The sequence below is a fragment of the Morganella sp. B601 genome, from assembly GCF_051172335.1.
GTDB lineage: Bacteria > Pseudomonadota > Gammaproteobacteria > Enterobacterales > Enterobacteriaceae > Morganella > Morganella morganii.
In genome coordinates this window covers 412,603-438,903 of sequence record NZ_JBPIZE010000003.1, presented here as the reverse complement: position 1 = coordinate 438,903, position 26,301 = coordinate 412,603, and the positions used below count along the sequence as shown (strand labels likewise).

The 26,301-nt window shown below is 54.2% G+C and carries 20 protein-coding genes; 10 read left to right on the top strand and 10 right to left on the bottom strand.

Annotated elements, in window-relative coordinates:
- From artJ to ACSBQN_RS10505, 4 genes are all read right to left on the bottom strand, one after another.
- The gene (gene artJ, locus ACSBQN_RS10520) at nt 1-735 is read right to left on the bottom strand and encodes an arginine ABC transporter substrate-binding protein (protein ID WP_004235790.1); all 735 of its coding nucleotides are present in this window, start codon (nt 733-735) and stop codon (nt 1-3) included.
- 39 nt (nt 736-774) lie between these two features.
- Nucleotides 775-1,503, bottom strand: a complete 729-nt coding sequence (gene artP / locus ACSBQN_RS10515; RefSeq protein ID WP_024474069.1) for an arginine ABC transporter ATP-binding protein ArtP — start codon at nt 1,501-1,503, stop codon at nt 775-777.
- Between the two features lie 118 nt (nt 1,504-1,621).
- Nucleotides 1,622-3,070, bottom strand: a complete 1,449-nt coding sequence (locus tag ACSBQN_RS10510; RefSeq protein ID WP_087696616.1) for a DUF2867 domain-containing protein — start codon at nt 3,068-3,070, stop codon at nt 1,622-1,624.
- A gap of 13 nt (nt 3,071-3,083) precedes the next feature.
- Nucleotides 3,084-3,983 (bottom strand): lysine exporter LysO family protein, encoded by a 900-nt coding sequence (locus tag ACSBQN_RS10505; RefSeq protein ID WP_024474067.1) that lies wholly within the window; start codon nt 3,981-3,983, stop codon nt 3,084-3,086.
- 236 nt (nt 3,984-4,219) lie between these two features.
- On the opposite strand from ACSBQN_RS10505, the gene ACSBQN_RS10500 reads away from it, so the two are divergent.
- The 3 genes from ACSBQN_RS10500 to macB are packed head-to-tail and all read left to right on the top strand — an operon-like array spanning nt 4,220 to nt 8,976.
- Nucleotides 4,220-5,902 (top strand): ATP-dependent endonuclease, encoded by a 1,683-nt coding sequence (locus ACSBQN_RS10500; RefSeq protein ID WP_354632866.1) that lies wholly within the window; start codon nt 4,220-4,222, stop codon nt 5,900-5,902.
- Between the two features lie 14 nt (nt 5,903-5,916).
- The gene (gene macA / locus ACSBQN_RS10495; protein WP_024474065.1) at nt 5,917-7,026 is read left to right on the top strand and encodes a macrolide transporter subunit MacA; all 1,110 of its coding nucleotides are present in this window, start codon (nt 5,917-5,919) and stop codon (nt 7,024-7,026) included.
- A 3-nt stretch (nt 7,027-7,029) separates the two neighbouring features.
- Nucleotides 7,030-8,976 carry a macrolide ABC transporter ATP-binding protein/permease MacB gene (macB, locus tag ACSBQN_RS10490; protein WP_004241749.1) on the top strand — a complete coding sequence of 649 codons (1,947 nt, stop codon included), beginning with the start codon at nt 7,030-7,032 and terminating at the stop codon, nt 8,974-8,976.
- A gap of 86 nt (nt 8,977-9,062) precedes the next feature.
- On the opposite strand, the gene cspD is transcribed toward macB, so the two are convergent.
- A complete protein-coding gene (cspD, locus tag ACSBQN_RS10485; RefSeq protein ID WP_004235798.1) occupies nt 9,063-9,293 on the bottom strand; it encodes a cold shock domain-containing protein CspD in 231 nt (76 codons plus the stop codon).
- Nucleotides 9,294-9,551: 258 nt separating this feature from the next.
- Between cspD and clpS the strand changes: the two genes are divergently transcribed.
- Nucleotides 9,552-9,872, top strand: coding sequence for an ATP-dependent Clp protease adapter ClpS (gene clpS / locus ACSBQN_RS10480; protein WP_015422570.1), 321 nt, complete (start codon nt 9,552-9,554; stop codon nt 9,870-9,872).
- Nucleotides 9,873-9,905: 33 nt separating this feature from the next.
- Nucleotides 9,906-12,191, top strand: coding sequence for an ATP-dependent Clp protease ATP-binding subunit ClpA (clpA, locus tag ACSBQN_RS10475; RefSeq protein WP_354632865.1), 2,286 nt, complete (start codon nt 9,906-9,908; stop codon nt 12,189-12,191).
- A 76-nt stretch (nt 12,192-12,267) separates the two neighbouring features.
- Here the strand turns inward: clpA and infA are convergent, their stop codons facing one another.
- From infA to trxB, 5 genes are all read right to left on the bottom strand, one after another.
- Complete coding sequence (gene infA, locus ACSBQN_RS10470; protein WP_002211347.1) at nt 12,268-12,486, bottom strand: translation initiation factor IF-1; 219 nt, start codon at nt 12,484-12,486, stop codon at nt 12,268-12,270.
- Between the two features lie 150 nt (nt 12,487-12,636).
- A complete protein-coding gene (gene aat / locus ACSBQN_RS10465; protein WP_024474063.1) occupies nt 12,637-13,356 on the bottom strand; it encodes a leucyl/phenylalanyl-tRNA--protein transferase in 720 nt (239 codons plus the stop codon).
- A complete protein-coding gene (gene cydC / locus ACSBQN_RS10460; protein WP_052116608.1) occupies nt 13,356-15,101 on the bottom strand; it encodes a heme ABC transporter ATP-binding protein/permease CydC in 1,746 nt (581 codons plus the stop codon). Before cydC ends, aat begins: the two co-directional genes overlap by 1 nt.
- A gap of 2 nt (nt 15,102-15,103) precedes the next feature.
- Nucleotides 15,104-16,873: a heme ABC transporter permease/ATP-binding protein CydD gene (gene cydD, locus ACSBQN_RS10455; protein ID WP_201893338.1), complete on the bottom strand. Its 1,770-nt coding sequence runs from the start codon at nt 16,871-16,873 to the stop codon at nt 15,104-15,106.
- A 104-nt stretch (nt 16,874-16,977) separates the two neighbouring features.
- Nucleotides 16,978-17,937 carry a thioredoxin-disulfide reductase gene (trxB, locus tag ACSBQN_RS10450; protein ID WP_024474061.1) on the bottom strand — a complete coding sequence of 320 codons (960 nt, stop codon included), beginning with the start codon at nt 17,935-17,937 and terminating at the stop codon, nt 16,978-16,980.
- A gap of 560 nt (nt 17,938-18,497) precedes the next feature.
- Between trxB and lrp the strand changes: the two genes are divergently transcribed.
- From lrp to serS, 5 genes are all read left to right on the top strand, one after another.
- A complete protein-coding gene (gene lrp / locus ACSBQN_RS10445; protein ID WP_004235807.1) occupies nt 18,498-18,992 on the top strand; it encodes a leucine-responsive transcriptional regulator Lrp in 495 nt (164 codons plus the stop codon).
- 138 nt (nt 18,993-19,130) lie between these two features.
- The gene (locus ACSBQN_RS10440; RefSeq protein WP_354632863.1) at nt 19,131-22,700 is read left to right on the top strand and encodes a DNA translocase FtsK 4TM domain-containing protein; all 3,570 of its coding nucleotides are present in this window, start codon (nt 19,131-19,133) and stop codon (nt 22,698-22,700) included.
- 62 nt (nt 22,701-22,762) lie between these two features.
- The gene (gene lolA, locus ACSBQN_RS10435) at nt 22,763-23,374 is read left to right on the top strand and encodes an outer membrane lipoprotein chaperone LolA (RefSeq protein ID WP_354632862.1); all 612 of its coding nucleotides are present in this window, start codon (nt 22,763-22,765) and stop codon (nt 23,372-23,374) included.
- Nucleotides 23,375-23,381: 7 nt separating this feature from the next.
- A complete protein-coding gene (locus ACSBQN_RS10430; RefSeq protein WP_354632861.1) occupies nt 23,382-24,725 on the top strand; it encodes a replication-associated recombination protein A in 1,344 nt (447 codons plus the stop codon).
- A 216-nt stretch (nt 24,726-24,941) separates the two neighbouring features.
- On the top strand, nt 24,942-26,234 hold the full coding sequence (serS, locus tag ACSBQN_RS10425) for a serine--tRNA ligase (RefSeq protein WP_004235811.1): 1,293 nt from the start codon (nt 24,942-24,944) through the stop codon (nt 26,232-26,234).
- Nucleotides 26,235-26,301 lie beyond the last annotated feature (67 nt).

Genomic DNA, 26,301 nt, shown 5'->3' with positions numbered 1-26,301 from the left:
TTACTCAAACCATTTCTTATAGAGGGTATCGTAAGTACCGTCCGCTTTGACCTCACCAAGCGCCTTGTTGAGTTTGTCTTTCAGCTCGCTGTTGCCCTTGCGGACCGCAATAGCCAGGCCGGTGCCGAAATATTCCGGATCGGTGACACGCTCACCCACGGTTTTCAGATTGTCGTTGCTCTTCAGCCATTCATTGATAACAGCTGTGTCACCGAATACGGCGTCAATACGTCCGCCTTTCAGATCCAGTACCGCGTTCTGGTAGCTTTCATAAGGCACAATTTTCATGTCCTTAAACTGCTCCATCAGGTATTTCTGATGCGTGGTGCCGTTCTGGATACCAATCTGTTTCCCTTTGAGGCTGTCAATGCTATCAAATTTGCCCGCAACTGCAACGAAAACAGCAGAGTTATCATAATAGGTATTGGTGAAATCAACCTGTTTCTGACGCTCAGGTGTGACGTCAATTCCGGCCATCAGCGCGTCAAAACGCTTGTATTTCAGGCTCGGGATCAGGCTGTCAAACGCCTGGTTGGTAAAGGTACATTCCGCATTGATTTTGGCACACATCGCCTGAGCCAGATCCACATCAAAACCGACGATTTCGTTTTTCTCATTCACGGTTTCAAACGGGGCATAACTCGCTTCTGTCGCGAAACGGATTTTTTCTTTTTCTGCCGCCGCTGCGGAGAAAGCAAACGCGCCGATTAATGCGGCAATAACCAGTTTTTTCATAGCAACATCCTATTTTTAATGTTCAGTGGCAGAAAATAATCAGTGTGACAGATAACCGGCAAATGCCTCTGTCTGCGGCGTGATAAAGCATTGGGCGCCGCCCTGTTCCACGATGCGGCCGTTTTCCATATACACCACCTTGCTGGCGGTTTTACGGGCGATATCCACTTCGTGAGTCACAATCACCTGGGTAATCCCGGTCTGTGACAGCTCTTTAATAATATCGACGACCTGAGAGGTAATTTCCGGGTCCAGTGCCGCTGTCGGCTCATCGAATAACAGTACCTGCGGCTCCATCATCAGGGCACGGGCAATTGCCACACGCTGCTGCTGGCCGCCGGATAAATGCAGCGGGAACCGGTTTGCAAAATCAGTCAGACGCAGACGTGTCAGCAGCTTTTCCGCTTTTGCCTGAGCCGCTTCTCTGGTCAGACCCAGCACCCGGATCGGCGCTTCTGTCAGGTTATCCATGACAGTCAGATGCGGCCACAGGTTATATTGCTGGAACACCATGCCGACGTTCTGACGCAGGGAACGGATCTCTTTGGCAGACGGCGTGGTGGTAAAATCAAAATGATGATCCGCAATAGTCAGTTCACCGGAGCGCGGCATTTCAAGCAGGTTCAGTGCCCGCAGCAGCGAACTCTTACCGGCGCCGCTCGGCCCGAGCAGCACCATGGTTTCGCCTGCACCACATTCCAGGTTGATGTCAAACAGCGCCTGATGCTGTCCGTAAAAGCAATTGATGTTTTTTAATTGAATACTCATGCTGTAATTCTGCATACTCAGTGACGTTGAGTGAATATTAACGCCGTAAGAATAAATATGCAATTATTTCTGCATAAAAAACTACTAAAAAAGCAAACTAATGACTTTTACTGAGTGATTATGTCTTATCAGATGCCGGGATGACGTATGCTGCCGCCCGTTTGACGATGGTTTTCGCCATTCCTTTAAAGATGAATAAATGAGCAGGCATCATGGCGAACCAGTAGAGCAGCCCGCTGAATCCGGCGGGATGCCACCAGGCACGGACATCCAGTGTCCGCTGGTGACCGTGGTCGCGGATGGTAAAGGTCAGCCGTCCCAGCCCGGGGGCTTTCATACCGAACAGCAGGGAGAGCTGCTGCCGGGGTTTCACGGTGATCACTTTCCAGCCGTCGATTTTATCCCCGGGTTCGAGGGTATCGCGATCCGGGCGGCCGTAAGTGACTTTATTACCGCACAGGTCATCCAGCCGGGCGCGGACTGACCACAGAATATTGGCATAAAAATAGCCGTCTTTACCGCCAATCTGCTGCACAACGTGCCACAGGGCGTCGGCGGAGGCAGAGGTATTCAGAGTAAAACCGGCCTGTTTGGGATAGAAACCGAAGCCCGGCCGCCAGCGGGCGCGGACCTCCGGGTCATACCCCCAGTCTTCATTATCCACAGCATCCGCTTCATCCTTAAGGGTCTTGCGCACGGCATCATCAAAGCTGAGCAGTGTCTGCGGGATCAGCGCCTGAAGCGGCTTTCCGTCGCCGGGCAGATCATATTTCAGACCCATAATCAGTTCTTTGGCGATACCTTCCGGTACCGTGGTGATTAGCCGCAGAAAGTGAACTGAAATCAGCCGCAGCGGGATCGGCAGCGGGATCATCAGCCGTTTTTTGCCGCTGATGGTAATAAAGTGGCGGAACATCTCCAGATAACTGAGGTAATCCGGGCCTGTGGCATCAAAACGGCGGTTTTCGGTTGCCGGGTGGGAGAGCAGGCCGGTCAGGTAATTCAGCAGGTTTTCCAGGGCCACCGGTGAGGATTTTGAGCGGGCCCAGCGCGGCGGGGTCAGGATCGGCAGGTTGTATACCATGTCGCGCATGATCTCGAATGCCGCTGAGCCGGGGCCGACAATAATGGCAGCGCGGATCTCGGTGACCGGCACGCGGCTGTCAGCGAGAATTTCGCCGGTCAGCCTGCGGGCGGCGAGGTGCGGGGAGTCGCTGTCTTTATGCTGCATGGCGCTCAGGTAAATGACTTCCCGCACAGCAGATTTATTCAGCATCTCCTGCACGTTTTCCGCCGCCAGGCGTTCCCGCGCCAGTAAGTCATCCTCATCCGTCATACTGTGGACGAGGTAATACACCACATCAATGTCCTGAAACAGGGTTTCCAGGGTGGATTTATCATACAGATCCGCATAGCAGCAGCGGGTGTTTTCCCAGCCCTGCGCCTGCATCCACTCCACCCGGCGGGCGGCGGCAGTGACCTGATGACCGGCAGCGATCAGCTGCGGGATAAGATTCTGTCCGACATAACCGCTGGCACCCAGCACTAAAATCCGTTGTTGTGGCATACGTTTTCACTCTTCAGGTAAACAGGGCTATCAGCACCGGGGCAAACAGACTGAGGACAAAGCCGTGCACAATCGCGGCCGGGACAATCGACACACCGCCGCTGCGCTGCAATACCGGCAGGGTAAAGTCCATCGTGGTGGCACCGCCGAGGCCGAGTGCTGCGGCGCGGTGGCGGTTGATCAGCAGCGGGATCAGCATAATCGCGGCAATTTCCCGCGCCAGGTCGTTAAAGAAGCCGACACTGCCGAGCACCGGGCCGAAAGCGTCGGTCAGCAGAATACCGGACAGCGAATACCAGCCGAAGCCGGAGGAGAGCGCCATCCCGGTTTTGACCGGCAGCCCTGCTATCAGTGCCGCGAGTGCGCCGCCGAGCAGCGAGGTAATGACCACTATCAGCGAGACCAGCATACCGCGGCGGTTGATCAGGATCTGGCGCAGCGTCATGCCGCTGTTGCGCAGCTGGATCCCGACGAGGAACAGCAGGAAAATCAGAGCATATTCACTGGCGGCACCGGCAAAGGCGAGAAACGACCAGCCGAATAACCCGGTGGCAAAACCAATCAGCAGCACACCACACAGTTGCAGGGATTCCAGCACCATATGCAGGCGGGAAGGCGGTTTTTGCTGTTTGTGAGCAGGAACCTGCCACGGGTATTTTTTGCCGTATAAAAACAGTCCGGCGAGATTACAGCCCAGCACCACCACAGAAAAGGTCAGGGTGTACTGCACAATCACCAGCAGATTTGCCCCGAGGTTTTCCACCAGCGCCAGGCTTATCCCCATCAGAAACAGGATCACATACACCATCGCGCTCAGACCGCGACCGATGATTTTTTTCAGTGCCGTGCTGCTGACCGGGATGAGATAACCCGCAATGAGCGGGGCGAGAATAATTAATAACCCTGAATACATGTGTGTCGTTTCCGTAAAATAATGCCGTCTTTACTTATGTTCGTGTCAGTATTTGATTAAAAAGCAGGCGATTATAGCGGCATCCTCACCATAATTGCTACGTATCCCTCTGTTTTCGTGTTTAGTATAAGTCAAAACCGTTTTTATTTATTACATTGTGATAATACTTTATTGTGATCATTATTGTGACAGTATTGTCATAAAACAGGCGGTATCCGGCAAACAGTGAGGGAACTATGATTCTGGAAAGAGTGGAAATTCTGGGTTTTCGCGGTATTAACCGCCTGTCATTACCACTGACCGGCAATACGGTACTGATCGGTGAGAACGCCTGGGGGAAATCCAGCCTGCTGGATGCTCTGACGCTGACACTGTCACCGCAGGCACTGAATGCGAAATTTGTCCTGAGTGATTTTTATCACGCTGCTGACAGTGAAGCCGGGCCTGTCCGTCACTTACAGATCGTCCTGACATTCCGTGAAACCCGGCCCGGACGTTCCCGCTCCCGCCGTTTCCGTGAACTGGCACCGCTGTGGCGCACTAACGGGGATGAATATCTGCGGATCAACTACCGTGTCAGCGCGGATCTGGCGGATGATAACACCATTACCAGTCAGCGCACTTTTCTGGATGAGGCGGGCGAGCCGCTGCTGCCGGCGGAAACCGATAAGTTTATCAGCGAGATTATCCGGCTCTATCCGGTACTGCGTCTGCGCGATGCCCGTTTTATGCGCGGCCTGAGAAAAAATGTGCCTGATTGTGAGGATGAGGAATACGATCTCCGCACTCAGACCGAGACCTTCAATAACAGGATGGCGGATCTGACCCGCGCCCTGGTAAGCAACCCGCAGACACTCTCCAATGATGATTTGCGGGATGGCCTTGAGGCCATGAAACAGCTGCTCAGCCACTATTTTGCCGAGCAGGGGGAGTATCTGCTTGATCGCCGTAAAGCCAAACGGCTGAATATCGAACCGCGCCAGCGGGCGTGGCAGGCGCTGGAAGGGATCAACCGCGTGGTGGCAGGTCCCAATCAGCGCAATGTGCGGCTGATTATCCTCGGTATGTTTGCCGCGCTGCTCCAGTCCAACAGCGGTCTGAAACTCGACCCCTATGCCCGTCCGATCATTATCGTTGAAGACCCGGAAACCCGCCTGCATCCGATCATGTTGTCTGTGGCGTGGGGGCTGCTCAATCTGTTTTCCTTACAGCGCATTACCACCACCAACTCCGGTGAGCTGCTTTCACTGGTACCGATTCATGATATCTGCCGCCTGGTGCGGGAATCCACCCGCGTTGCCGCCTACCGGCTGGGGGAAAACCATCTGTCACCGGAAGAGCTGCGGCGTATCTCATTCCATATCCGCTTTAACCGCCCGTCGGCACTGTTTGCCCGCTGCTGGCTACTGGTGGAGGGTGAAACGGAAATCTGGCTGATGAACGACCTGGCAAAACAGTGTAATTATTACTTTGAGACTGAAGGGATCAAGGTGATTGAGTTTGCCCAGTGCGGTCTTAAACCTTTGTTAAAGTTTGCCAACAAAATGGGTATAGAATGGCATACTCTGGTTGACGGCGACGAAGCCGGTAAGAAATACGCGGCCACTGCCGCACACTTCTCATCGGGGCTCAATGATGTCGAGCAGGACAGACTGACCCGTCTGCCCGCGCCGGATATGGAGCACTTTTTATATCGGGAGGGGTTCAGCCGCCTGTATCACCAGGTCGCGGATATTCCGGAAAATATGAAAATGCCGGCCCGCCGGGTCATAACCAAAGCGATTCACCGCACCTCAAAACCGGATCTGGCGATCGCGATTGCCAACAATGCGGCCAGCCGGGGTGTGGATTCTATCCCGCTGTTGCTGCGCCGGATGTTCTCCCGCGTGGCATGGCTCGCCAGAGGGCGCGCTAACTGAGGAAAAAGGTGTTAATGAAAGCAGTTTCAAAGAAAAAAATAGTGACCGCCGGCATTCTGATTATTCTGATCGCCGGCGGTTTCTGGTTCTTTACCCGCGAAGATGCGCCGGTCAGCTATATGACAGCGGATGTGCAGCGCGGCACACTCGAAAAGAAAGTGATGGCCACCGGCAAGCTGGATGCACTGCAGAAAGTGGATGTCGGTGCGCAGGTCAACGGGCAGTTGCAGACCCTGAATGTCAAAGAGGGGGATTTTGTTAAGAAAGGGGATCTGCTGGCTGTCATCGACCCGGTCAAAGCACAGAACGTGGTGATTGAGGCCGAGCAGACGGTCAGTGAAATCAAAGCACGTCTCAAGCAGGCGGAGGCGGAGTATGCCTTTGCACAGGCGACCTATCAGCGGCGGCTGGCACTGGCAAAAACTCAGGTTATCTCAAAGCAGGATGTGGACGAGGCGCGGCGCAATATGGATGTGCAGCGCGCGGCGATTGACACCTACAAGGCCCAGGTGGCACGCAATCAGGCCACACTCGATACCGCCCGCAATGATTTGCAGTACACCAATATCCGCGCGCCGATGGACGGCGTGGTGACGGAGCTGAAAACATTACAGGGGCAGACGGTGATTGCCATGCAGCAGGCGCCGACCATCCTCTCCCTGGCGGATCTCGATACCATGCTGGTAAATGCGGAAGTTTCCGAGGCAGATGTGGTGTATCTGAAACCCGGCCAGAAAGCCACGTTCAGTGTGCTGGGTGCGCCGGATAAAACCTTCAGCGGCGTGATCACCGATATCCTGCCGAAACCGCAGAAAATCAATGACGCTATTTTCTATTATGCCCGTTTTGAAGTGCCGAACCCGCAGCATGTGCTGAAGCTGGACATGACTGCCCAGGTCACTATCGCGCTGGAAAACCGTGAAAACGTGCTGAAAATCCCGCTGGCGGCACTCGGTAAAGAGATCTCCCCGACCGAATACGAAGTGCAGGTGCTGGTGAATGGTCAGCCGGAAACCCGTCAGGTGACACTCGGTACCCGTAATGATGTGGAAGCTGAGGTGACAAAAGGTCTGGCGGAGCATGAGAAAGTGGTGACCGGTATTGATGACGGCACAGCAGGATAATTCATGAGCGCATTATTAGAACTGCGGAATATTTACCGCCGTTATCCTTCCGGAGACAGCAGTGTCACGGTGCTGGATGATGTCTCACTGACTATCAGTGCCGGTGAAATGGTGGCGATTATCGGCCAGTCCGGCTCCGGTAAATCCACGCTGATGAATATCCTCGGCTGCCTGGACACGCCGAGTGACGGGCACTATTTTGTTGCCGGGAAAAACACGGCAGAACTGAGCGGTGATGAACTGGCGGCGCTGCGCCGTGAACATTTCGGCTTTATTTTCCAGCGTTACCATCTGTTATCCCACCTCAGTGCTGAGCAAAATGTGGAAATGCCGGCTATCTATGCCGGACTGAGCGCCCGTGAGCGCCGTGAACGGGCCGCAGCGCTGTTGCAGCGCCTGGGGCTGGGTGAGCGGCTGATTTACCGGCCGGGACAGCTCTCCGGCGGACAGCAGCAGCGTGTCAGTATCGCCCGTGCCCTGATGAACGGCGGGGAAGTGATCCTCGCGGATGAACCGACCGGCGCACTCGACAGTCAGTCAGGCAAAGAGGTGATGGCTATTCTGCGCCAGCTCTGTGATGCCGGGCATACGGTGATTATCGTCACCCATGATCCGTCCATTGCCGCACAGGCTGCACGGATCATTGAAATCAAAGACGGGCATATCCTCAGCGACAGCGGGTCGGTAATAAACCCGCAGGCGAAAGCACTGGCCGCGAAACCACCGCTGAAAAGCAGCGCGTTCAGCCGTTTCCTCGGCCGCTTTAATGAAGCGCTGCTGATGGCGTGGCGGGCCATGGTGGTCAACAAGATGCGGACACTGCTCACCATGCTGGGCATTATTATCGGGATTGCCTCTGTGGTAACCATATTGGTGATCGGGGATGCCGCCAAAGCGCTGGTGTTGTCGGATATCAAATCCATCGGCACCAACACCATTTTTGTCTATCCCGGCAAAGACTTCGGCAGTGATCCGGGACAGGATCAGCAATCCCTGAAACCCGGCGATGTGGATGTTATCCGCCAGCAGCCGTATGTTTATGCGGCGTCGGCGGAAATTGAGAACGGTGCGCGTCTGCGCCGGGGCAATCTTGATTCCGCAGCGCGTGTTACCGGCATCGGGCCGGACTTTTTCACTGTGTATGACATGCGTTTCGGCGAAGGGCGGGCGTTCTCTCCGGAGATGTATGAGCGCCGCTCCCAGGTTGTCATCATCGATATGAATACCAAACGCAAACTCTTCCCGCATCAGAATAATGTGATCGGGGAAATGCTGCTGGTGGGAAACATGCCTGCAACGGTGGTCGGTGTGATTGCGGATCGCAAATCCATGTTCGGTAACTCGAAAACCTTGCAGGTCTGGATGCCGTACACCACCCTGACCGGGCGGCTGATGAAGCGCAACTATCTGGATATGATCTCCGTGCGTATCCGCGACGGTTACAACACCAAAAATGCGGAAGAGCAGCTGGTGCGGCTGATGACGCTGCGCCACGGCAAAAAAGACACCTTCACCTATAACCTCGACAGCATTGTGAAAACCGTGGATAAAACCACGACCACCATGCAGCTTTTCCTGACCCTGGTAGCCGTGATTTCACTGGTGGTGGGGGGAATTGGTGTGATGAACATCATGCTGGTCAGTGTAACGGAGCGCACCCGTGAAATCGGCATCCGTATGGCGGTCGGTGCACGGGCGGGGGATGTGATGCAGCAGTTCCTGATTGAGGCGGTGCTGGTGTGTCTGATGGGCGGGGCTATCGGCCTCGGGCTTTCTTATTCCATTGCCTTTGCCGCCAAAATGGCACTGCCGGACTGGGAGTTTGTCTTCCGCCCTGCGGCGATTGTCAGCGCGGTGCTCTGTTCGACCGCTATCGGGATCATCTTCGGCTTTCTGCCGGCCAGAAATGCGGCTAAACTTGATCCTATTGATGCACTGGCGCGGGAATAGCCGCGCACAGTCTGAAAATACGAATGCGTCGCGGAATGACGATTGACATTGCCGCGACGATCCGCATAATTTTGTTAAATACCGTGTTACGGCGCTGTGGTGTCGTCATCTTCAGTAACCGGAATAATCACACTGACGTGATGCCCTTTTGGTCCCTGAATGGTGTCATAATTCACTTTCTGACCCGCCTTCAGCGTGCGGTAGCCGTCCATCTGAATCGTCGAATAGTGTACAAAAATATCGTCACCACCATCCGACGGGCAGATAAACCCGAAACCCTTGGCGTTGTTGAACCACTTAACAGTACCTGTTTCCATACTGTTACAACCCTCATCTGTCAAACGATTGAAAAATGCTGCACAATGCACCATATGATCCATAATACTCAGTAATGAAGTATCAGCTGTACGCGGATATACTGGTTACTTTGTACACTATTTATACTCTATTGAATTAGAGGGTAACGTCAAGCCTTTGTTTACAGCAACACTGTATTGGCCTGTAAAGTTTGATACAGATAACGCTAAGTATTGATACGCCTGATGCGGCGTACGTTTTCTATAACCGGAATAGCAATGAGTCACTATCAATCTGAATCACAAACGGATGTCACGCTCAGGGAAAAAGCGCTGCAGAAGATACAGCCACCGTCAATGTACAAGGTGGTTTTAAACAATGACGACTATACCCCTATGGACTTTGTGGTTGAAGTTTTACAAAAGTTCTTTTCTTATAATGTTGATCGTGCGACGCAGATTATGCTCGACATCCATTATCAGGGAAAAGGGATCTGCGGGGTATTTACCGCTGAAATCGCTGAAATGAAAACAACACTGGTCAATACGTACGCGAAAGACAACGATCATCCGTTGCTGTGTACACTCGAGAAGGTATAAGAATACACTTTGTTTCTCTGAATGGAGGTGCCTATGCTCAATCAAGAATTAGAGCTCAGTCTGAATATCGCCTTTGCCAAAGCAAGGGACAACCGGCATGAATTTATGACCGTAGAGCACCTGCTGCTGGCGTTATTAGGTAACAAATCAGCCCGTGAGGCGCTTGAAGCCTGCCGCGTTAACCTGGCCATCCTGCGCCAGGAACTTGAGCATTTTATTGAACAGACCACACCGTTGCTGCCGGAAGGGGATGATCGCGAAACCCAGCCGACACTGAGTTTCCAGCGCGTGTTACAGCGTGCCGTCTTCCATGTCCAGTCATCCGGCCGTAATGAAGTCAACGGCGCGAATGTGCTGGTGGCCATTTTCAGTGAGCAGGAGTCCCAGGGGGCTTATCTGCTGCGCAAGCATGATGTCAGCCGTCTGGATATTGTGAATTTCATCTCTCACGGCACCACCAAAGGTGAAGATGAAAATGAGAGCGGCCCGTCCTTTGATGAGCCGTCACAGTCTGCCGTCGAAGAGAGTACCGGCGGCGAGGACAGCCTGGATAACTTCACCACCAATCTTAATGACCTGGCACGTAAAGGCCAGATTGACCCGCTGATCGGCCGTCAGGCGGAGCTGGAGCGCACCATTCAGGTGCTGTGCCGCCGCCGTAAGAATAACCCGCTGTTTGTCGGGGAATCCGGGGTCGGTAAAACCGCGATTGCGGAAGGGCTCGCCTGGCGTATCGAGCAGGATGATGTACCGGAAGTGATCAAAGGCTATACCATTTTTTCTCTGGATATCGGTTCACTGCTGGCCGGTACCAAATACCGCGGCGATTTCGAGAAGCGCTTTAAGGCGCTGCTGAAAGTGCTGGAGAAAAACGAAAAAAGCATTCTGTTTATTGATGAGATCCACACCATCATTGGTGCCGGTGCGGCATCCGGTGGTCAGGTGGATGCGGCAAACCTGATTAAACCGTTATTATCCAACGGGAAAATCCGGGTAATAGGTTCCACGACCTATCAGGAATTCAGTAATATCTTTGATAAAGATAAAGCGCTGACCCGCCGTTTCCAGAAAATTGATATCAATGAACCGACTGCCGATGAAACCGTGCGCATCATTAACGGCCTGAAAGCCCGATATGAGGCACACCACGATGTGCGTTACACCGCGAAAGCCATTCAGGCTGCAGTGGATCTGTCGGTGAAATACATCACTGACCGCCATCTGCCGGATAAAGCAATTGATGTCATTGATGAAGCCGGGGCGAGAACCCGTCTGATGCCGCTGAGCCGCCGTAAGAAAACCATTGGCGTCGGTGAAATTGAGGCGATTGTGGCGCGGATCGCGCGTATCCCGGAAAAAACCGTTTCGAGCAGTGATAAAGATCTGCTGCGTAACCTCGACAGCCGCCTGAAAATGCTGGTCTTCGGTCAGGATCCGGCGATTGATGCCCTGACGGAATCCATCAAAATGAGCCGTGCGGGTCTGGGGAACGAGCAAAAACCGATTGGTGCCTTCCTGCTGGCAGGGCCGACCGGGGTCGGGAAAACCGAAGTCACTGTGCAGTTATCCAAAGCAATGGGTATCAAGCTGCTGCGCTTTGATATGTCCGAGTATATGGAGCGTCACACCGTCAGTCGTCTGATTGGTGCGCCTCCGGGCTATGTCGGGTTTGATCAGGGCGGATTGCTGACTGATGCGGTTATCAAGCATCCGTATTCGGTGGTTCTGCTGGATGAAATCGAAAAAGCGCATCCGGATGTCTTTAATCTGTTATTACAGGTAATGGATAACGGGACGCTGACGGATAACAACGGGCGCAAAGCGGATTTCCGCAATGTGATCCTGGTGATGACCACCAACGCCGGTGTGCGTGAAACCCAGCGTAAATCCATCGGGTTTACCGAGCAGGACAACAGCACTGACGCGATGGCGGAAATCAAACGGGTGTTCACACCGGAGTTCCGTAACCGTCTGGACGGCATTGTCTGGTTTAATGCGCTGTCGCAGCCGATTATCGCCCAGGTGGTCGACAAGTTTATTGTTGAACTCCAGGCGCTGCTGGATGCGAAAGGTGTTTCCATTGAAGTGTCTGCCCGTACCCGTACATGGCTGGCAGAAAAAGGGTATGACCCGGCGATGGGCGCACGTCCGATGGCCCGTGTGATTCAGGATAAACTGAAAAAACCGCTGGCGAACGAATTACTGTTCGGTGAGCTGGTGAACGGCGGTTCGGTGATTATCGATCTTGATAAGAAGAAAGATGAACTGACTTACCGCTTCAGTGCCCTGAAAGAGAAATCCGGCGACCCGGTAGCCTGACAGAAACGATCACCACAGGACACGCACTTCAGTGCGTTGCCTGTGGTGTCTTTTTATGAGGCGTGGCCTGCAGGGATCAGCGGCTACGGAAGACGATACGGCCTTTGCTCAGGTCATATGGGGTCAGTTCTACTGTAACCTTGTCGCCTGTCAGGATGCGGATATAGTTTTTACGCATTTTACCGGAGATATGTGCAGTCACAACGTGTCCGTTTTCCAGTTCCACACGGAACATCGTGTTCGGCAGTGTATCTAACACAGTGCCTTGCATTTCAATATTGTCTTCTTTGGCCATCTAATCCTCTAATGTTAATAACCAGTATTTTCAAACCGCAAGATAATGCCGAAAAACCGGGATTATGTAAAGGAATGATATTTTTTAAGCACCGCGTCTGAAACATAAAACGGGCTGAAACATACCATTTCCTGTTGGTTTACAGCGATTTTATAAAAAAGGCGGCAGTTGTGACGGCACCGGACGTGCTAATGTCTGCGGCTGCCAGCATGACTGCGGTAAATGATTATCACGCAGCTGATAAAGCTGACGGATAAACGCCTGTCGCGGGATCTCCCGCGCACCGAATGATTCGGTGTAATGATTCAGTATCTGGCAATCAAACATCCTGCCGCCGTGGCCGGTAAAGTGGGCAAAAAAGGTCATAAAGGCGATTTTTGACCCGTTACTGACACGGCTGAACATTGACTCCCCGCAGAACAGTAACCCGGTGTTCAGGCCATACAGCCCGCCGACCAGCGCGTCATCATCCCACACTTCGACCGAATGAGCACGTCCTGCCTGATGCAGCCGGATATAGGCGGCCACAATATCGTCCCCTATCCAGGTGCCTTCATCCCGCTCTGTGCAGGCCCGGATGACCCGCTCAAAGGCATGATTAAGCGTCACCCGGTACGGGTGTTTTTTCAGAATCTTGTGCAGCGAACGGCTGACATGCAGCTCCGCCGGATACAATACCGCACGCGGATCCGGCGACCACCACAGAATGGGTTCACCGGGGGAATACCACGGGAAAATCCCTTCCCGGTAGGCGAGCAGCAACCGGGAAGGGGAGAGATCCCCGCCGGTGGCCAGCAGCCCGTCCGGGTCGGTCAGCGCGTGTTCAACAGGCGGAAAGAGAAGTTCCTCATCCAGCTGATAAAACGGCATCAGATCCCCCCGGTCATGACCGGAATACGGTTCACAAACTGATAATAACGGCCTCTGCGCGCCAGCAGCGCGTCGTGAGAGCCTTGTTCGGCTATCTGCCCTCCGTCCATCACACACAGCGTGTCCATGTGTTCCAGGCCCTGTAAACGGTGGGTGATGATAAGCATGGTCCGGTCACGGCCGATATCCCGCAGCAGGGCGAGAATATGCTGCTCGGTATCTGCATCCAGTCCTTCTGTCGGCTCATCGAGCAGCAGGAACGGCGCATTGTGCAGCAGGGCGCGGGCGATGCCGAGACGGCGCTGTTCGCCGCCGGAAAGCAGACGGCCGCCTTCGCCGATCCAGGCATTCAGGCCCTGGTCGTTATCCAGCAGGTTTTCCAGCCCGACCTGTGCCAGCACGGCATTCAGCTGCGCATCGGTTGCTTCGTTATTCCCGATCCGCAGATTACCGCGCAGTGTGTTATTGAACACATGAATACGTTGCGGAACCACTGCCATCAGTGACCGGAGGGTGTTTTCATCATAAGCGGCAATCGGCTGGTCATTCAGGCGGATTTCACCTTCACTGACATCCCATGCCCGGGTCAGCAGCTGCAATAAGGTGGATTTTCCGCAGCCGGTTTTTCCCAGCAGGGCGAGGTGCTCACCGGCACGCAGTGTCAGGGAGATATCTTTCAGCACCGGCAGCGGCTGTCCCGGATAGGTAAACCCGACACCACTGAGGCTGACGCTGACCTGTGCGGAGGCTGCCGGACCACTGGCCGGGAAAGTCACTTCCGGTTTGGTGTCCACTATCTGCGATACACGCTCTGCGGAGGTCATCACCTGGCCGAGATGCTGGAAAGCCACCGCCACCGGGCCTAATGCCTCAAATGCAGCCAGCGCACAGAAGACAAACAGAGCGATAATGGCACCGCTTTCGCGGTACGGCCAGCTGACCCCGGAAGCCATCCACAGCATCAGCGCAACGGCAAACCCGGTCGCCAGAATGATAATCGCCTGGGAAAGTCCGGTCAGACCGGCCTGGCGCTGCTGTTGTACCAGCCAGCGTTGTTCGGTCTCTGCCAACTGAGAGCGGAAGCGGGACTGTGCACCGAAAATGGTCAGTTCTGCCTGTCCCTGTAATGCGCTGGTCAGCAGGGTGCGGTACTGTGCACGCAGTGTGGTCAGCTGCACACCGATTGGCTTACCGGCGTAATAGAACACCACCGGCAGGGCAAACAGCAGGAAGGTCATAAACCCGCCCAGTGCATAAGCGATAGTCAGATCGAGAAAACCCAGCCCGAATGTCAGGACCGCAATCACCACCAGCGCGGCAACAATCGGCGAAATCACCCGCAGATAGAGGTGATCCAGCGTTTCCACATCCCCGACCAGCCGGTTGAGCAGTTCCCCCTGACGGAAGCGGGCAATACCGCCCGGTGTCAGCGGCAGGATTTTTTCAAAGGCAAATACCCGCAGATGTTTCAGCACACGGAAGGTCGCGCTGTGGCTGACCAGCCGTTCCGCATAGCGTCCGGCAGTGCGGGAGATAGCGGCGCCGCGCACTCCGGCGGCAGGCAGCATATAGTTAAAAAAGGCAATCCCCGGCACACCGGCAATAGCGGTACCGGCGAGGAACCAGCCGGACAGCGTCAGCAGCCCGATACTGGCGAGCAGCGTGGCAATCGCCAGCAGGATCCCGAGCGTCAGTAAAAACCAGTGGCGGCGGTAGAGGGCTAAAAACGGCAGTAAAACACGCATGATTACAGATCCCCCGTCCGGTGTGACAGCAACTGTGCAAACGCACCCTGTTGCTGTTGCAGAGCAGCATAGCTGCCCTGTTCAATAATAAGACCTTTATCCATCACCCAGACTTCATCATAGTCACGGGTTTCTTCCAGCAGGTGTGTCACCAGCAGAGTGGTTTGCTGATGTGCCGCCTCATTCAGGGCATGCATCACGCGCTCCTCACTGTGAGCATCCAGGCTGGCGGACGGTTCATCCAGCAGCAGCAGATGGCACGGATTGAGCAGGGCGCGTGCCACCGCAATCCGCTGCGCCTGGCCGACAGAGAGCCGCGCGGCATTATCCCCGACCACGGTATTGACCCCGTCAGGCAGCGAATCAATAAAATCGGTCACATAGGCTTTTTCCATCACCGCCGTGATTTCCTCAGAAGAGGCATCCGGGCGGCTCAGGCGGATATTGTCCAGAATGGTCTGTTCCGGCAGATGCGGATTTTGGCCCACCCAGCTCAGCTGTGCCCGCCAGCTTTCCGGGCTGATATCGCGCAGTTCCTGCTGATTGATCCGGATACTGCCTTCATACGGCAGAAAACCCAGCAGCAGATTGAGCAGTGAACTTTTCCCGGCTCCGCTCTGGCCGACAAGCGCGATACGCTGCCCGGCATTCAGGGTGAAATTCAGCGGCCCGGCCAGTTTTTCCCCTGACGGGGCAAAAATCATCAGATCGGTTGCGGTAACAGCAATCTGCTCTGCCGGTGCCAGCGGTTCTGTGCCCGGCAATTCGTCATCATTGTTCTCTGCGGATAACAGGGTAAACAGGGATTCCGCCGCGCCCACTGCCTGTGCTTTTGCGTGGTAATAGGTACCGAGGTCACGCAGCGGCTGGAAAAACTCCGGCGCGAGGATCAGGGCAATAAACCCGGCAAACAGCGTGACACCCATGCCGTAACTGCCGAAATTCAGTTCACCGAGATAGGAAAAACCAAAATAAACCGCGACGACGGCAATTGAGATCGCCGCGAAAAACTCCAGCACGGCGGAGGAGAGGAATGCCATACGCAGCACTTCCATAGTGCGTGAGCGGAAATCCTCGGTGGCATCATCAATCTGTTTCACTTCCTCACGACCGCGGTGGAAGAAGCGGATGGTTTCCAGCCCGCGCAGACGGTCGAGGAAATCGCCGCTCAGGCGGCTCAGGGCCAGGAAGTTACGGCGGTTGGCATCGGCGGCACCCAGGCCCACCAGTGCCATAAAAACGGGGATCAGCGGCGCTGTCACCAGCAGAATCAGCGCTGCCGCCCAGTTGATCGGGAACAGCGTGATCAGAATCATCATTGGTATGGTGGCGGACAGGGTCATCTGCGGCAGATAGCGGGAATAGTAATCCTGCATATCATCAATCTGTTCGAGAATAATCGTCGCCCAACTGCCTGCCGGTTTGCCTTTTACCCGTACCGGGCCGAGCTGTTCCAGTTTATCCAGTACTGTCCGGCGGATATCACGCCTCACCACCTGTCCGCAGATAAACCCGATCCGTTCGCGGATCGCGGCAACAACGGCGCGGGCAATAAACAGTATGACCAGTACAGTGAACAGAGTGAGGAGCTGTTCGCGGGGCATGTGCTCCATAATGAGGGACTGAAGGAGGACAGCGAGGCACCAGGCCTGGCCGATAATCAGTAAACCGCTGAGCACACCCAGCAACATCGAGAGGCGTAACCATCGCCGGGCCGGTGCCGCCTGAAGTTTTAACCAGCGGACGAGTTCTGACTGTCTTGATTTATCCATTTTTTCTGTATGCAGGTGATAAGTAAAAATACGGCTGAAATCAGCAGGATAATGTCATGGTACACGAAAAGGCGCTACAGATATAGCGCCCTGAAAATGCAGGATTATTTGTTGTCTGCGAGGCTGTCGAGATAGCGCTCGGCATCCAGTGCGGCCATGCACCCGGTTCCCGCAGAGGTAATCGCCTGACGGTAGATATGATCCATCACATCACCGGCGGCAAACACACCCGGAACTGATGTCTGTGTTGCATTACCGTGCGTGCCGGACTGAACACGGATATAGCCGTTTTCCAGATCCAGATGTCCCTCAAAAATACCGGTATTCGGGCTGTGGCCGATGGCGATAAAGCAGCCCATCACCGGCAGCTCTTCGGTTGCGTCACTTTTGGCGTCACGCAGACGAACAGCGGTCACACCCATCTGATCACCGATTACTTCATCCAGTGTGCGGTCAGTGTGCAGAACGATATTGCCGTTCTGAACCTTATCCATCAGACGGCTGATAAGGATTTTTTCAGCACGGAAGCTGTCACGGCGGTGGATCAGATGCACTTCTGATGCGATATTGGAGAGATACAGTGCTTCTTCCACAGCGGTGTTACCGCCGCCGACGACCGCGACTTTCTGGTTACGGTAGAAAAAGCCGTCACAGGTGGCACAGGCGGACACACCACGGCCTTTGAAAGCCTCTTCTGACGGCAGGCCGATATAACGGGCGGATGCGCCGGTGGCGATAATCAGCGCGTCACAGGTATAGGTATTTTCACCGGTCAGGGTAAACGGGCGTTTGCTGAAATCTACGCCGGTGATGTAATCATTGATGATTTCAGTCTCAAATTTTTCGGCGTGAGCCTGCATACGCTCCATCAGGCCCGGCCCGGTCAGACCTTCCGGGTCACCCGGCCAGTTTTCCACTTCGGTGGTGGTGGTTAACTGACCACCGACTTCCACCCCGGTAATCAGCACCGGATTTAAATTTGCCCGTGCCGCATAAACCGCAGCGGTATATCCGGCAGGGCCGGAACCCAGAATAATTAATTTACTGTGTCGGGTTGCGTTCATGAACACCTCATTAACAGAATGGCAAAAAAGCGTGTACAGGATTGTAGGAGAAACGAAGGGGTAAAAAAAGGAATAAAAACGGCAGAGCACAAAATTGAAACCGGCCGGAAATGAGTAGATTTTCAGGCGATTGTACGAGAAAGTGATTATTCAGAAGATTCCTAAGTTGTTTGAATATCACACCAAAAGCACGTCCTGTTTGTCAGCGAAACGTTTTTCTGTCATTTTCTTCAACAGGTTGTTCTGATTTTTGTTCATTTGCTTTGACAATCGGCTGCGCATTTGCGAAAACATCAGTGTAAGAGATTTTTATCCGTCGGGTTAATACATCCTGTTACACCGGTGATGTGTTTGTCCTGATGACGAAGCATGGTAATTTCAGCTTACGACTATAGCGATAATAATCTGAATGTTCCGGTAAACTGGCGCCGGTTGCGTATTCTAATAATCAGAAATGCAAAGAATTGGCCTGAAAACATGTTTTCCGATGCTGATTTTGTTCCGTCAGGTAAAGGAAGTGTTATGGGTGTGGGAAAATAGTAAATAAGAGAGATAACGAGATGATTGATAACAAAAAGCGTCCGGGTAAAGATCTTGACAGAATCGACAGGAATATTCTTAACGAATTGCAGAAAGATGGCCGTATCTCTAACGTCGAACTCTCCAAACGTGTGGGTCTGTCTCCGACTCCGTGTCTGGAACGTGTGCGCCGTTTAGAGCGTCAGGGCTTTATCACCGGGTATACCGCGCTGCTGAATCCGCACTATCTGGATGCCTCCCTGCTGGTATTCGTGGAAATTACCCTTAACCGCGGGGCACCGGATGTGTTTGAACAGTTCAACACCGCCGTGCAGAAGCTGGAAGAGATTCAGGAATGTCACCTGGTTTCCGGTGATTTTGACTACCTGTTGAAAACTCGTGTGCCGGACATGTCGGCTTACCGCAAACTGCTGGGTGAAACTCTTCTGCGTCTGCCGGGCGTGAACGACACCCGTACTTACGTGGTGATGGAAGAGGTCAAACAAAGTAACCGTCTGGTCATCAAGACCCGTTAATTTGTTTCCTGCGTCATGTGCAAAACGGGATAAATCAGTTACACTCCTGTTTATGCATACAGTTTCAACGCTGAGCTACCCTCAGCGTTGTTCCGTTTTACTGACAGGAAAAAACCGGACGTTGCGTCAGGAAATGACATGAGCCAGGAATATACAGAAGACAAACACATCAAATTCAGAAAAATCAGCAGCGGCCGCCGGTTGCTGGAAGCCGTCCTTATTGTGATCGGGTTGTGCGCCGTCTTTCTGCTGGTTGCTCTCTTATCGTTTAATCCGTCAGACCCGAGCTGGTCCCAGACCACCTGGCATGAGCCGGTGAAGAATCTGGCCGGCAGTATCGGGGCCTGGTTTGCGGATATTCTCTTTTCCGCCTTTGGCATACTGGCTTACACCGTACCCCCGCTGATGATCCTGGGGTGTTGGTCGGCCTTCCGCAGTAATGAAAATAAAGATTACGTGGACTTTTTCTCACTCTCGATGCGTATCATCGGGGGGCTGACACTTATCCTTTCATCCTGTGCCCTGGCATCCCTGAATGTGGATGATATGCAGAACTTCGCGGCAGGCGGGGTGATCGGCAGTTTATTCAGCTCTGCGCTGATGCCGTGGTTTAATGCCCTCGGCGCGACACTCGCGCTGCTCAGTCTGTGGGCGATAGGTCTGATGTTGCTGACCGGCTGGTCGTGGATCACCATCGCCGAAAAAACCGGTGCAGCGGTCCTTTCCCCTATTACCTTCATCACCAATCACTCCCGTGACCGTTATGACGATCAGTATTACGACGATCGTGAATATGACGACGAGGACGAGTATTACGACGATGAGGAAACGGATGAGCAGGCAGAGCACAACAACATACCGCAGACAGCAACTGCCGCAGCTCTGACCGCCGTTGTGCCTGACAGTGAGGCACAGACTCAGACCGCACAGTACCGTGAATACGATGATGCGGATGATGTGCTGTTTTCCGCTCCAAATGCGGCGGAACTGGCCCATCAGGCACATTATGAGGACCCGGCGGATAACAGCGACCCGCTGCTGACCCCGGTGCAGAATCTCTCAGCATATCCGGAAACCGCCGCTGAACCTGTGGTGTCTGTTGTGCATGCACAGGAACCGGCTGCACAGGAACACAGCGCACCGGCTGCCGATGAACCTGAACACTACCGTTTTGATGTCCCGGGTGCTTACCGGACAACTGTTGACCTGAATGCCCCGATCAATGTGCCGGATATTCAGCCGGAACCGGAGCCTGAACCGGCAGCACCGCAATGGGAAAACCCGTTTGCGGGAAGCGGCCGTACAGAACCGGTCTTTACGTTCGATCTGCCTGATGTGCCGGATACCGGTGATAACGGCAGCGCGCATCTTAGCTCTGCGGCGGCAGCAACTGCAGCGGCGGCCTTTAGTGCGGTACAGGTCAAACAGGGTCTCGGCCCTGAACTGCCGCGTCCGAATCCGGTGCGCCTCCCGACACGGCGCGAGCTTTACGGCATCCGCATTCCGTCTCAGCGTGACGCGGAACTTGAGCGTCTGCGCCGTGAGCAGGATGAATTTGCACAACTGCATCAGCCGGAACATCAGGCCGCACAGACTGAGCCGGATGAAGATGATGTATTACAGGCGCGCCTGCGTGATGAATTTATGACGCAGCAGCGTAACCGCTACGGCGATGATGAGACAGATATGTCTCCGGCAGCAGAGCCGGTGCAGGCAGTAACTGAACCGGAAATTACCACCGGTACGTCCTCCGCCTTTATCCCGGCTGCATCTGCCTATCAGGCACCGGTCAGCCATCACTCCTTTGCGTCTGCACCGCCGGTGGCGGATGTTCACCCGGCGGCAGAAGAAGACGATGAAGATGAGCAGGAAGCTCAGCGTCTTCAGGCGCAGTTTATGCAGATGCAACAACAGCGCTACAGCGGGCAGGCTGACGCTATTTTATCTGATCTGGCCGAACTGAAAGCCTTCTCTCCGGTGGAGGATCTGGTCGATCCGGAACCGGCAGAGCCGCTGTTTATCCCGACACCGGTCACCGCCCCTGCGGCAGAACCGGCACCGGTTTATGCCGCACCGGAGACCGCTGCTCAGCGCTTTGAATCTGTTGCCGCACCACAGCAGAATGCGGCACCGGTAACGTCACAGGAAGCACAGTTACAAAAACAGATGGAAGAGAGCCTGTTCCATCCGTTCCTGGTCCGCAATGACCAGCCGCTGCCGAAATCAACCACCCCGATGCCGTCTCTGGATCTGCTGGCTTCACCGCCGGGTACCATTGAGCCGGTGGATGAATTTGCGATGGAGCAGACAGCCCGTCTGATTGAGGCGCGGCTCAATGACTTCCGCATCAAAGCCCGTGTGGTCGGTTATGAACCGGGTCCGGTGATCACCCGCTTTGAGCTGGATCTGGCACCGGGTGTGAAAGCCTCGCGTATTTCCAACCTGTCCCGCGACCTGGCGCGTTCACTCTCCACGGTTGCGGTGCGTGTGGTGGAAGTTATCCCGGGCAAGCCGTATGTGGGGCTGGAACTGCCGAATGAAAAACGTCAGACCGTCTATCTGCGCGAAGTGCTGGACTGCGACGAATTCCGCGATACGCCATCACCGCTCTCTGTGGTGCTGGGGAAAGATATCTCCGGTCAGCCGGTGGTGGCAGATCTGGGCAAAATGCCGCACCTGCTGGTGGCAGGTACAACGGGCTCCGGTAAATCAGTCGGCGTAAACGCCATGATTATCAGCATCCTGTATAAAGCGAAACCGGAAGATGTCCGCTTTATCATGATCGACCCGAAAATGCTGGAACTCTCTGTTTATGAAGGTATTCCGCACCTGCTGACCCAGGTGGTGACTGACATGAAAGACGCCGCCAATGCCCTCGGCTGGTGTGTGGCGGAAATGGAACGGCGCTATAAACTGATGTCTGCTCTCGGGGTGCGTAACCTTGCGGGGTATAACGAAAAAATCCTGATGGCGGAATCCATGGGACGGCCGATTCCGGATCCGTTCTGGAAACCGACAGACAGCATGGAAATGACGCATCCGGTTCTGAAAAAAGAGCCGTATATCGTGGTCATGGTGGATGAATTTGCTGACCTGATGATGACCGCCGGTAAAAAAGTGGAAGAACACATCGCCCGTCTGGCACAGAAAGCCCGTGCAGCGGGGATCCACCTCGTACTGGCGACACAGCGTCCGTCAGTGGATGTTATCACCGGTCTGATTAAAGCCAACATCCCGACCCGTATCGCCTTTACCGTCTCCAGTAAGATTGACTCACGAACCATCCTCGACCAGGGCGGCGCGGAATCTCTGCTGGGTAACGGGGACATGCTCTATCTGCCGCAGGGTGCCAATGCGCCGCTGCGTGTTCACGGCGCGTTTGTCCGTGACCAGGAAGTGCATGATGTGGTGAATGACTGGAAAGCCCGTGGTCGTCCGGAATATATCGATAACATCACCCGTGGCGGTGAGGACGGCGAAGGCGGCAGTTCTGTCAGCGGAGAAGATCTGGATCCGCTGTTCGATCAGGCGGTACAATTCGTCACAGAAAAACAGCGGGTTTCCATTTCCGGTGTTCAGCGTCAGTTCCGCATCGGTTATAACCGGGCGGCGCGGATCGTGGAAGAAATGGAAGAACAGGGCATTGTCAGTGAACCGGGCCATAACGGTAACCGCGAAGTACTGGCACCGTCCTCAAATAACTTTTAATGACGCCGCTGCCTGCAAAGGCGGCGTCTGATTTATCCGAACGCATCATCAGGAATGCATACATGAAAAAGGTGTTTATCACAGCCTGCCTGCTGGCAGGTGCCGCAGTCAGTGCAGCACACGCAGATACCCGCAGTGATCTTCAGTCACGTCTGGGAAAAGTGAACAGTTTCCATGCGAATTTCGCACAGACCGTCACTGATGCTGACGGCGCACTGGTTCAGGAAGGAACAGGGGATTTATGGGTGAAGCGCCCGAACCTGTTCAACTGGCAGATGAGCGCGCCGGATGAAAGTGTGCTGGTCTCTGACGGCAAAACTCTGTGGTTCTATAACCCGTTTGTTGAACAGGTCACCGCCACCTGGCTGAAAGATGCCACGCAAAATACACCGTTTATGCTGATCACCCGTAACGACCCGGCTGACTGGCAGCAATACATGGTGAGCCAGCGCGGTGACAGCTTTGACCTGAAACCGAAAACCAGCGACGGCAACCTGAAATTATTTACTATCACTGTAACTCCGGACGGTATTATTCAGCAGTTTGCCGCCGTTGAGCAGGATGGCCAGAAAAGCAGCTATCAGCTCAAAGGGCAGCAGAGTACTGATGTGAATATGAGCAAATTCACCTTTACACCGCCGAAGGGGGTTACGCTGGACGATCAGCGGCAATGAGGCGTCAGTGACTAACTTTTCTCTCGATTTTTCGCAAAACGATTACCAGCCTCTGGCCGCCAGAATGCGGCCGGGGACACTGGAACAGTACATCGGACAGACTCACCTGCTGGCAGAGGGCAAACCGCTGCCGCGGGCTATCCGCGCCGGACAGCTCCACTCTATGATTCTGTGGGGACCGCCGGGCACCGGGAAAACCACCCTGGCGGAAGTGATCGGCCACTATGCGGATGCGGATATAGAGCGTCTGTCCGCCGTGACCTCCGGGGTAAAAGAGATCCGCGAAGCTATCGAGCGGGCGCGTCAGAACCGTAATCTGGGGCACCGCACCATTCTGTTTGTGGATGAGGTACATCGCTTCAATAAAAGCCAGCAGGATGCATTTCTGCCGCATATTGAGGATGGTACAGTCACCTTTATCGGTGCCACCACCGAAAACCCGTCATTTGAACTCAACTCCGCACTGTTATCCCGCGCCCGTGTTTATCTGCTCAAATCCCTGTCACCGGAAGATATCGAAGCGGTTCTGATTCAGGCGCTGAATGATTCTGAGCGCGGACTGGGCGGACAAAATATCGTCCTGCCGGATGAGACCCGCAAACTGCTGGCCGAACTGGTCGCCGGTGATGCCCGCCGTTCGCTGAATGTGCTGGAAATGATGGCGGATATGGCCGAAACCGGTGCTGACGGCAAACGTGTTCTGACCACAGAACTGCTGAAGGAAGTCAGCGGGGAACGCAGCGCCCGCTTTGATAACAAAGGCGATCGCTACTACGACCTGATTTCCGCACTGCACAAGTCAGTGCGCGGCTCGGCACCGGATGCCGCACTCTACTGGTATGCCCGGATTATCACTGCAGGCGGGGATCCGCTCTATGTGGCGCGTCGTCTGCTGGCGATTGCATCAGAAGATGTCGGTAATGCGGATCCGCGCGCCATGCAGGTCGCCATTTCAGCGTGGGACTGCTTTACCCGTGTGGGACCGGCGGAAGGTGAGCGGGCGATTGCCCAGGCGATTGTTTATCTCGCCTGTGCACCGAAAAGTAACGCCGTTTACACCGCCTTCAAAGCCGCGATGCGTGATGCAAAAGAAGGGCGGGATTATGACGTGCCGGAGCATCTGCGCAACGCGCCGACCAAACTGATGAAAGAAATGGGGCTCGGCAAAGAGTACCGTTACGCCCATGACGAAACGAATGCGTATGCCGCCGGAGAAGTCTATTTTCCGCCTGAAATGCGTGATACCCGCTACTATTTTCCGGCAAACCGGGGCATGGAAGGAAAAATCGGCGAGAAACTCGCCTGGCTTGCTGAGCAGGATCAAAATAGCCCGATAAAACGCTACCGTTAATGCCGTTGTTGCGGTAAGGTGTGAAATGTAAGAATAGGTAAATGGCTTAAAACACTCAGAATGTTCATCCTGCATACAGTGCGGGTTTCCGGGCGGATTAAGACGTTTCACAGTTGCGTTAATAACAGCCGCACTGCCGGAAAGCAGGAAAACACTTTTCGCCGGTTGCATCTCCGTTACTGACACTCACGTTATAACAACAAGCACAGGAATAGCATGCTCGATCCAAATTTACTGCGTAATGAGCTGGACGCGGTTGCCGAAAAACTGGCTCGCAGGGGTTTTACCCTGGATGTGGACACGCTGCGCACTCTCGAAGAGCGCCGCAAGGTTTTACAAGTTGAAACTGAAACTCTGCAGGCTGAACGCAACTCCCGATCGAAGTCCATTGGTGAAGCGAAAGCCCGCGGTGAAGACATTGAAGCAGTGCGCCGTGAAGTGAACCTGTTAGGGGATAAACTGGATGCTGCCAAATCTGCACTGGATGAAGTGCAGGCTGAGTTACGCACCATTGCTCTGAATATTCCTAACCTTCCGGCAGACGAAGTGCCGTTTGGTAAAGATGACAGCGATAACCCTGAAGTCAGCCGCTGGGGCACACCTAAGCAGTATGATTTCGAAGTGCGCGATCACGTTTCACTGGGTGAAATGACTGATGGCCTGGATTTCCCGGCTGCTGTTAAACTGACCGGTGCGCGTTTCGTTGTGATGAAAGGCCAGATTGCCCGCCTGCATCGCGCTATCGCACAGTTCATGCTGGATCTGCACACAGAACAGCACGGCTATCAGGAAATCTATGTACCGTATCTGGTTAACCACGATACGCTGTACGGTACCGGTCAGTTACCGAAATTTGCCGGTGACCTGTTCCATACCAAACCACTGGAAGAAGAAGCGGAAACCAGCAGCTATGCGCTGATCCCGACAGCTGAAGTGCCTGTCACCAACCTGGTCCGTGACGAAATTCTGGATGAAGCAGATCTGCCGCTGCGTATGACCGCTCATACACCGTGCTTCCGTTCCGAAGCGGGTTCGTATGGCCGTGATACCCGTGGTCTGATCCGTATGCACCAGTTTGACAAAGTTGAGCTGGTTCAGATTGTGCATCCGGAAAAATCCATGGAAGCTCTGGAAGAACTGACCGGCCACGCTGAGAAAGTATTACAGCTGCTGAACCTGCCATACCGTAAAGTGCTGCTGTGCACCGGCGATATGGGCTTCGGTTCCCGTAAAACCTATGACCTTGAAGTCTGGGTTCCGGCGCAGAACACCTACCGTGAAATCTCATCCTGCTCTAACTGCTGGGATTTCCAGGCGCGCCGTATGCAGGCTCGCTTCCGTGGTAAAGATGATAAAAAACCACAGCTGGTTCATACCCTGAACGGCTCCGGTCTGGCTGTCGGCCGTACCCTTGTGGCTATCATGGAAAACTATCAGCAGGCTGATGGTCGTATCGAAATTCCGGAAGTATTACGTCCGTATATGAAAGGTCTGACACATATCGGCTGATTGCCGGTCCGTTGTCACTGATCTGATAAAAATCCCGCCGGTGAAAACCAGCGGGATTTTTTTATAT

Bases quoted from the DNA above. Each gene is read 5' to 3' on its own strand.
- artJ (WP_004235790.1), bottom strand. From the start codon at position 735: ATGAAAAAACTGGTTATTGCCGCATTAATCGGCGCGTTTGCTTTCTCC.
- artP (WP_024474069.1), bottom strand. From the start codon at position 1,503: ATGAGTATTCAATTAAAAAACATCAATTGCTTTTACGGACAGCATCAG.
- ACSBQN_RS10510 (WP_087696616.1), bottom strand. From the start codon at position 3,070: ATGCCACAACAACGGATTTTAGTGCTGGGTGCCAGCGGTTATGTCGGA.
- ACSBQN_RS10505 (WP_024474067.1), bottom strand. From the start codon at position 3,983: ATGTATTCAGGGTTATTAATTATTCTCGCCCCGCTCATTGCGGGTTAT.
- ACSBQN_RS10500 (WP_354632866.1), top strand. From the start codon at position 4,220: ATGATTCTGGAAAGAGTGGAAATTCTGGGTTTTCGCGGTATTAACCGC.
- macA (WP_024474065.1), top strand. From the start codon at position 5,917: ATGAAAGCAGTTTCAAAGAAAAAAATAGTGACCGCCGGCATTCTGATT.
- macB (WP_004241749.1), top strand. From the start codon at position 7,030: ATGAGCGCATTATTAGAACTGCGGAATATTTACCGCCGTTATCCTTCC.
- cspD (WP_004235798.1), bottom strand. From the start codon at position 9,293: ATGGAAACAGGTACTGTTAAGTGGTTCAACAACGCCAAGGGTTTCGGG.
- clpS (WP_015422570.1), top strand. From the start codon at position 9,552: ATGAGTCACTATCAATCTGAATCACAAACGGATGTCACGCTCAGGGAA.
- clpA (WP_354632865.1), top strand. From the start codon at position 9,906: ATGCTCAATCAAGAATTAGAGCTCAGTCTGAATATCGCCTTTGCCAAA.
- infA (WP_002211347.1), bottom strand. From the start codon at position 12,486: ATGGCCAAAGAAGACAATATTGAAATGCAAGGCACTGTGTTAGATACA.
- aat (WP_024474063.1), bottom strand. From the start codon at position 13,356: ATGCCGTTTTATCAGCTGGATGAGGAACTTCTCTTTCCGCCTGTTGAA.
- cydC (WP_052116608.1), bottom strand. From the start codon at position 15,101: ATGCGTGTTTTACTGCCGTTTTTAGCCCTCTACCGCCGCCACTGGTTT.
- cydD (WP_201893338.1), bottom strand. From the start codon at position 16,873: ATGGATAAATCAAGACAGTCAGAACTCGTCCGCTGGTTAAAACTTCAG.
- trxB (WP_024474061.1), bottom strand. From the start codon at position 17,937: ATGAACGCAACCCGACACAGTAAATTAATTATTCTGGGTTCCGGCCCT.
- lrp (WP_004235807.1), top strand. From the start codon at position 18,498: ATGATTGATAACAAAAAGCGTCCGGGTAAAGATCTTGACAGAATCGAC.
- ACSBQN_RS10440 (WP_354632863.1), top strand. From the start codon at position 19,131: ATGAGCCAGGAATATACAGAAGACAAACACATCAAATTCAGAAAAATC.
- lolA (WP_354632862.1), top strand. From the start codon at position 22,763: ATGAAAAAGGTGTTTATCACAGCCTGCCTGCTGGCAGGTGCCGCAGTC.
- serS (WP_004235811.1), top strand. From the start codon at position 24,942: ATGCTCGATCCAAATTTACTGCGTAATGAGCTGGACGCGGTTGCCGAA.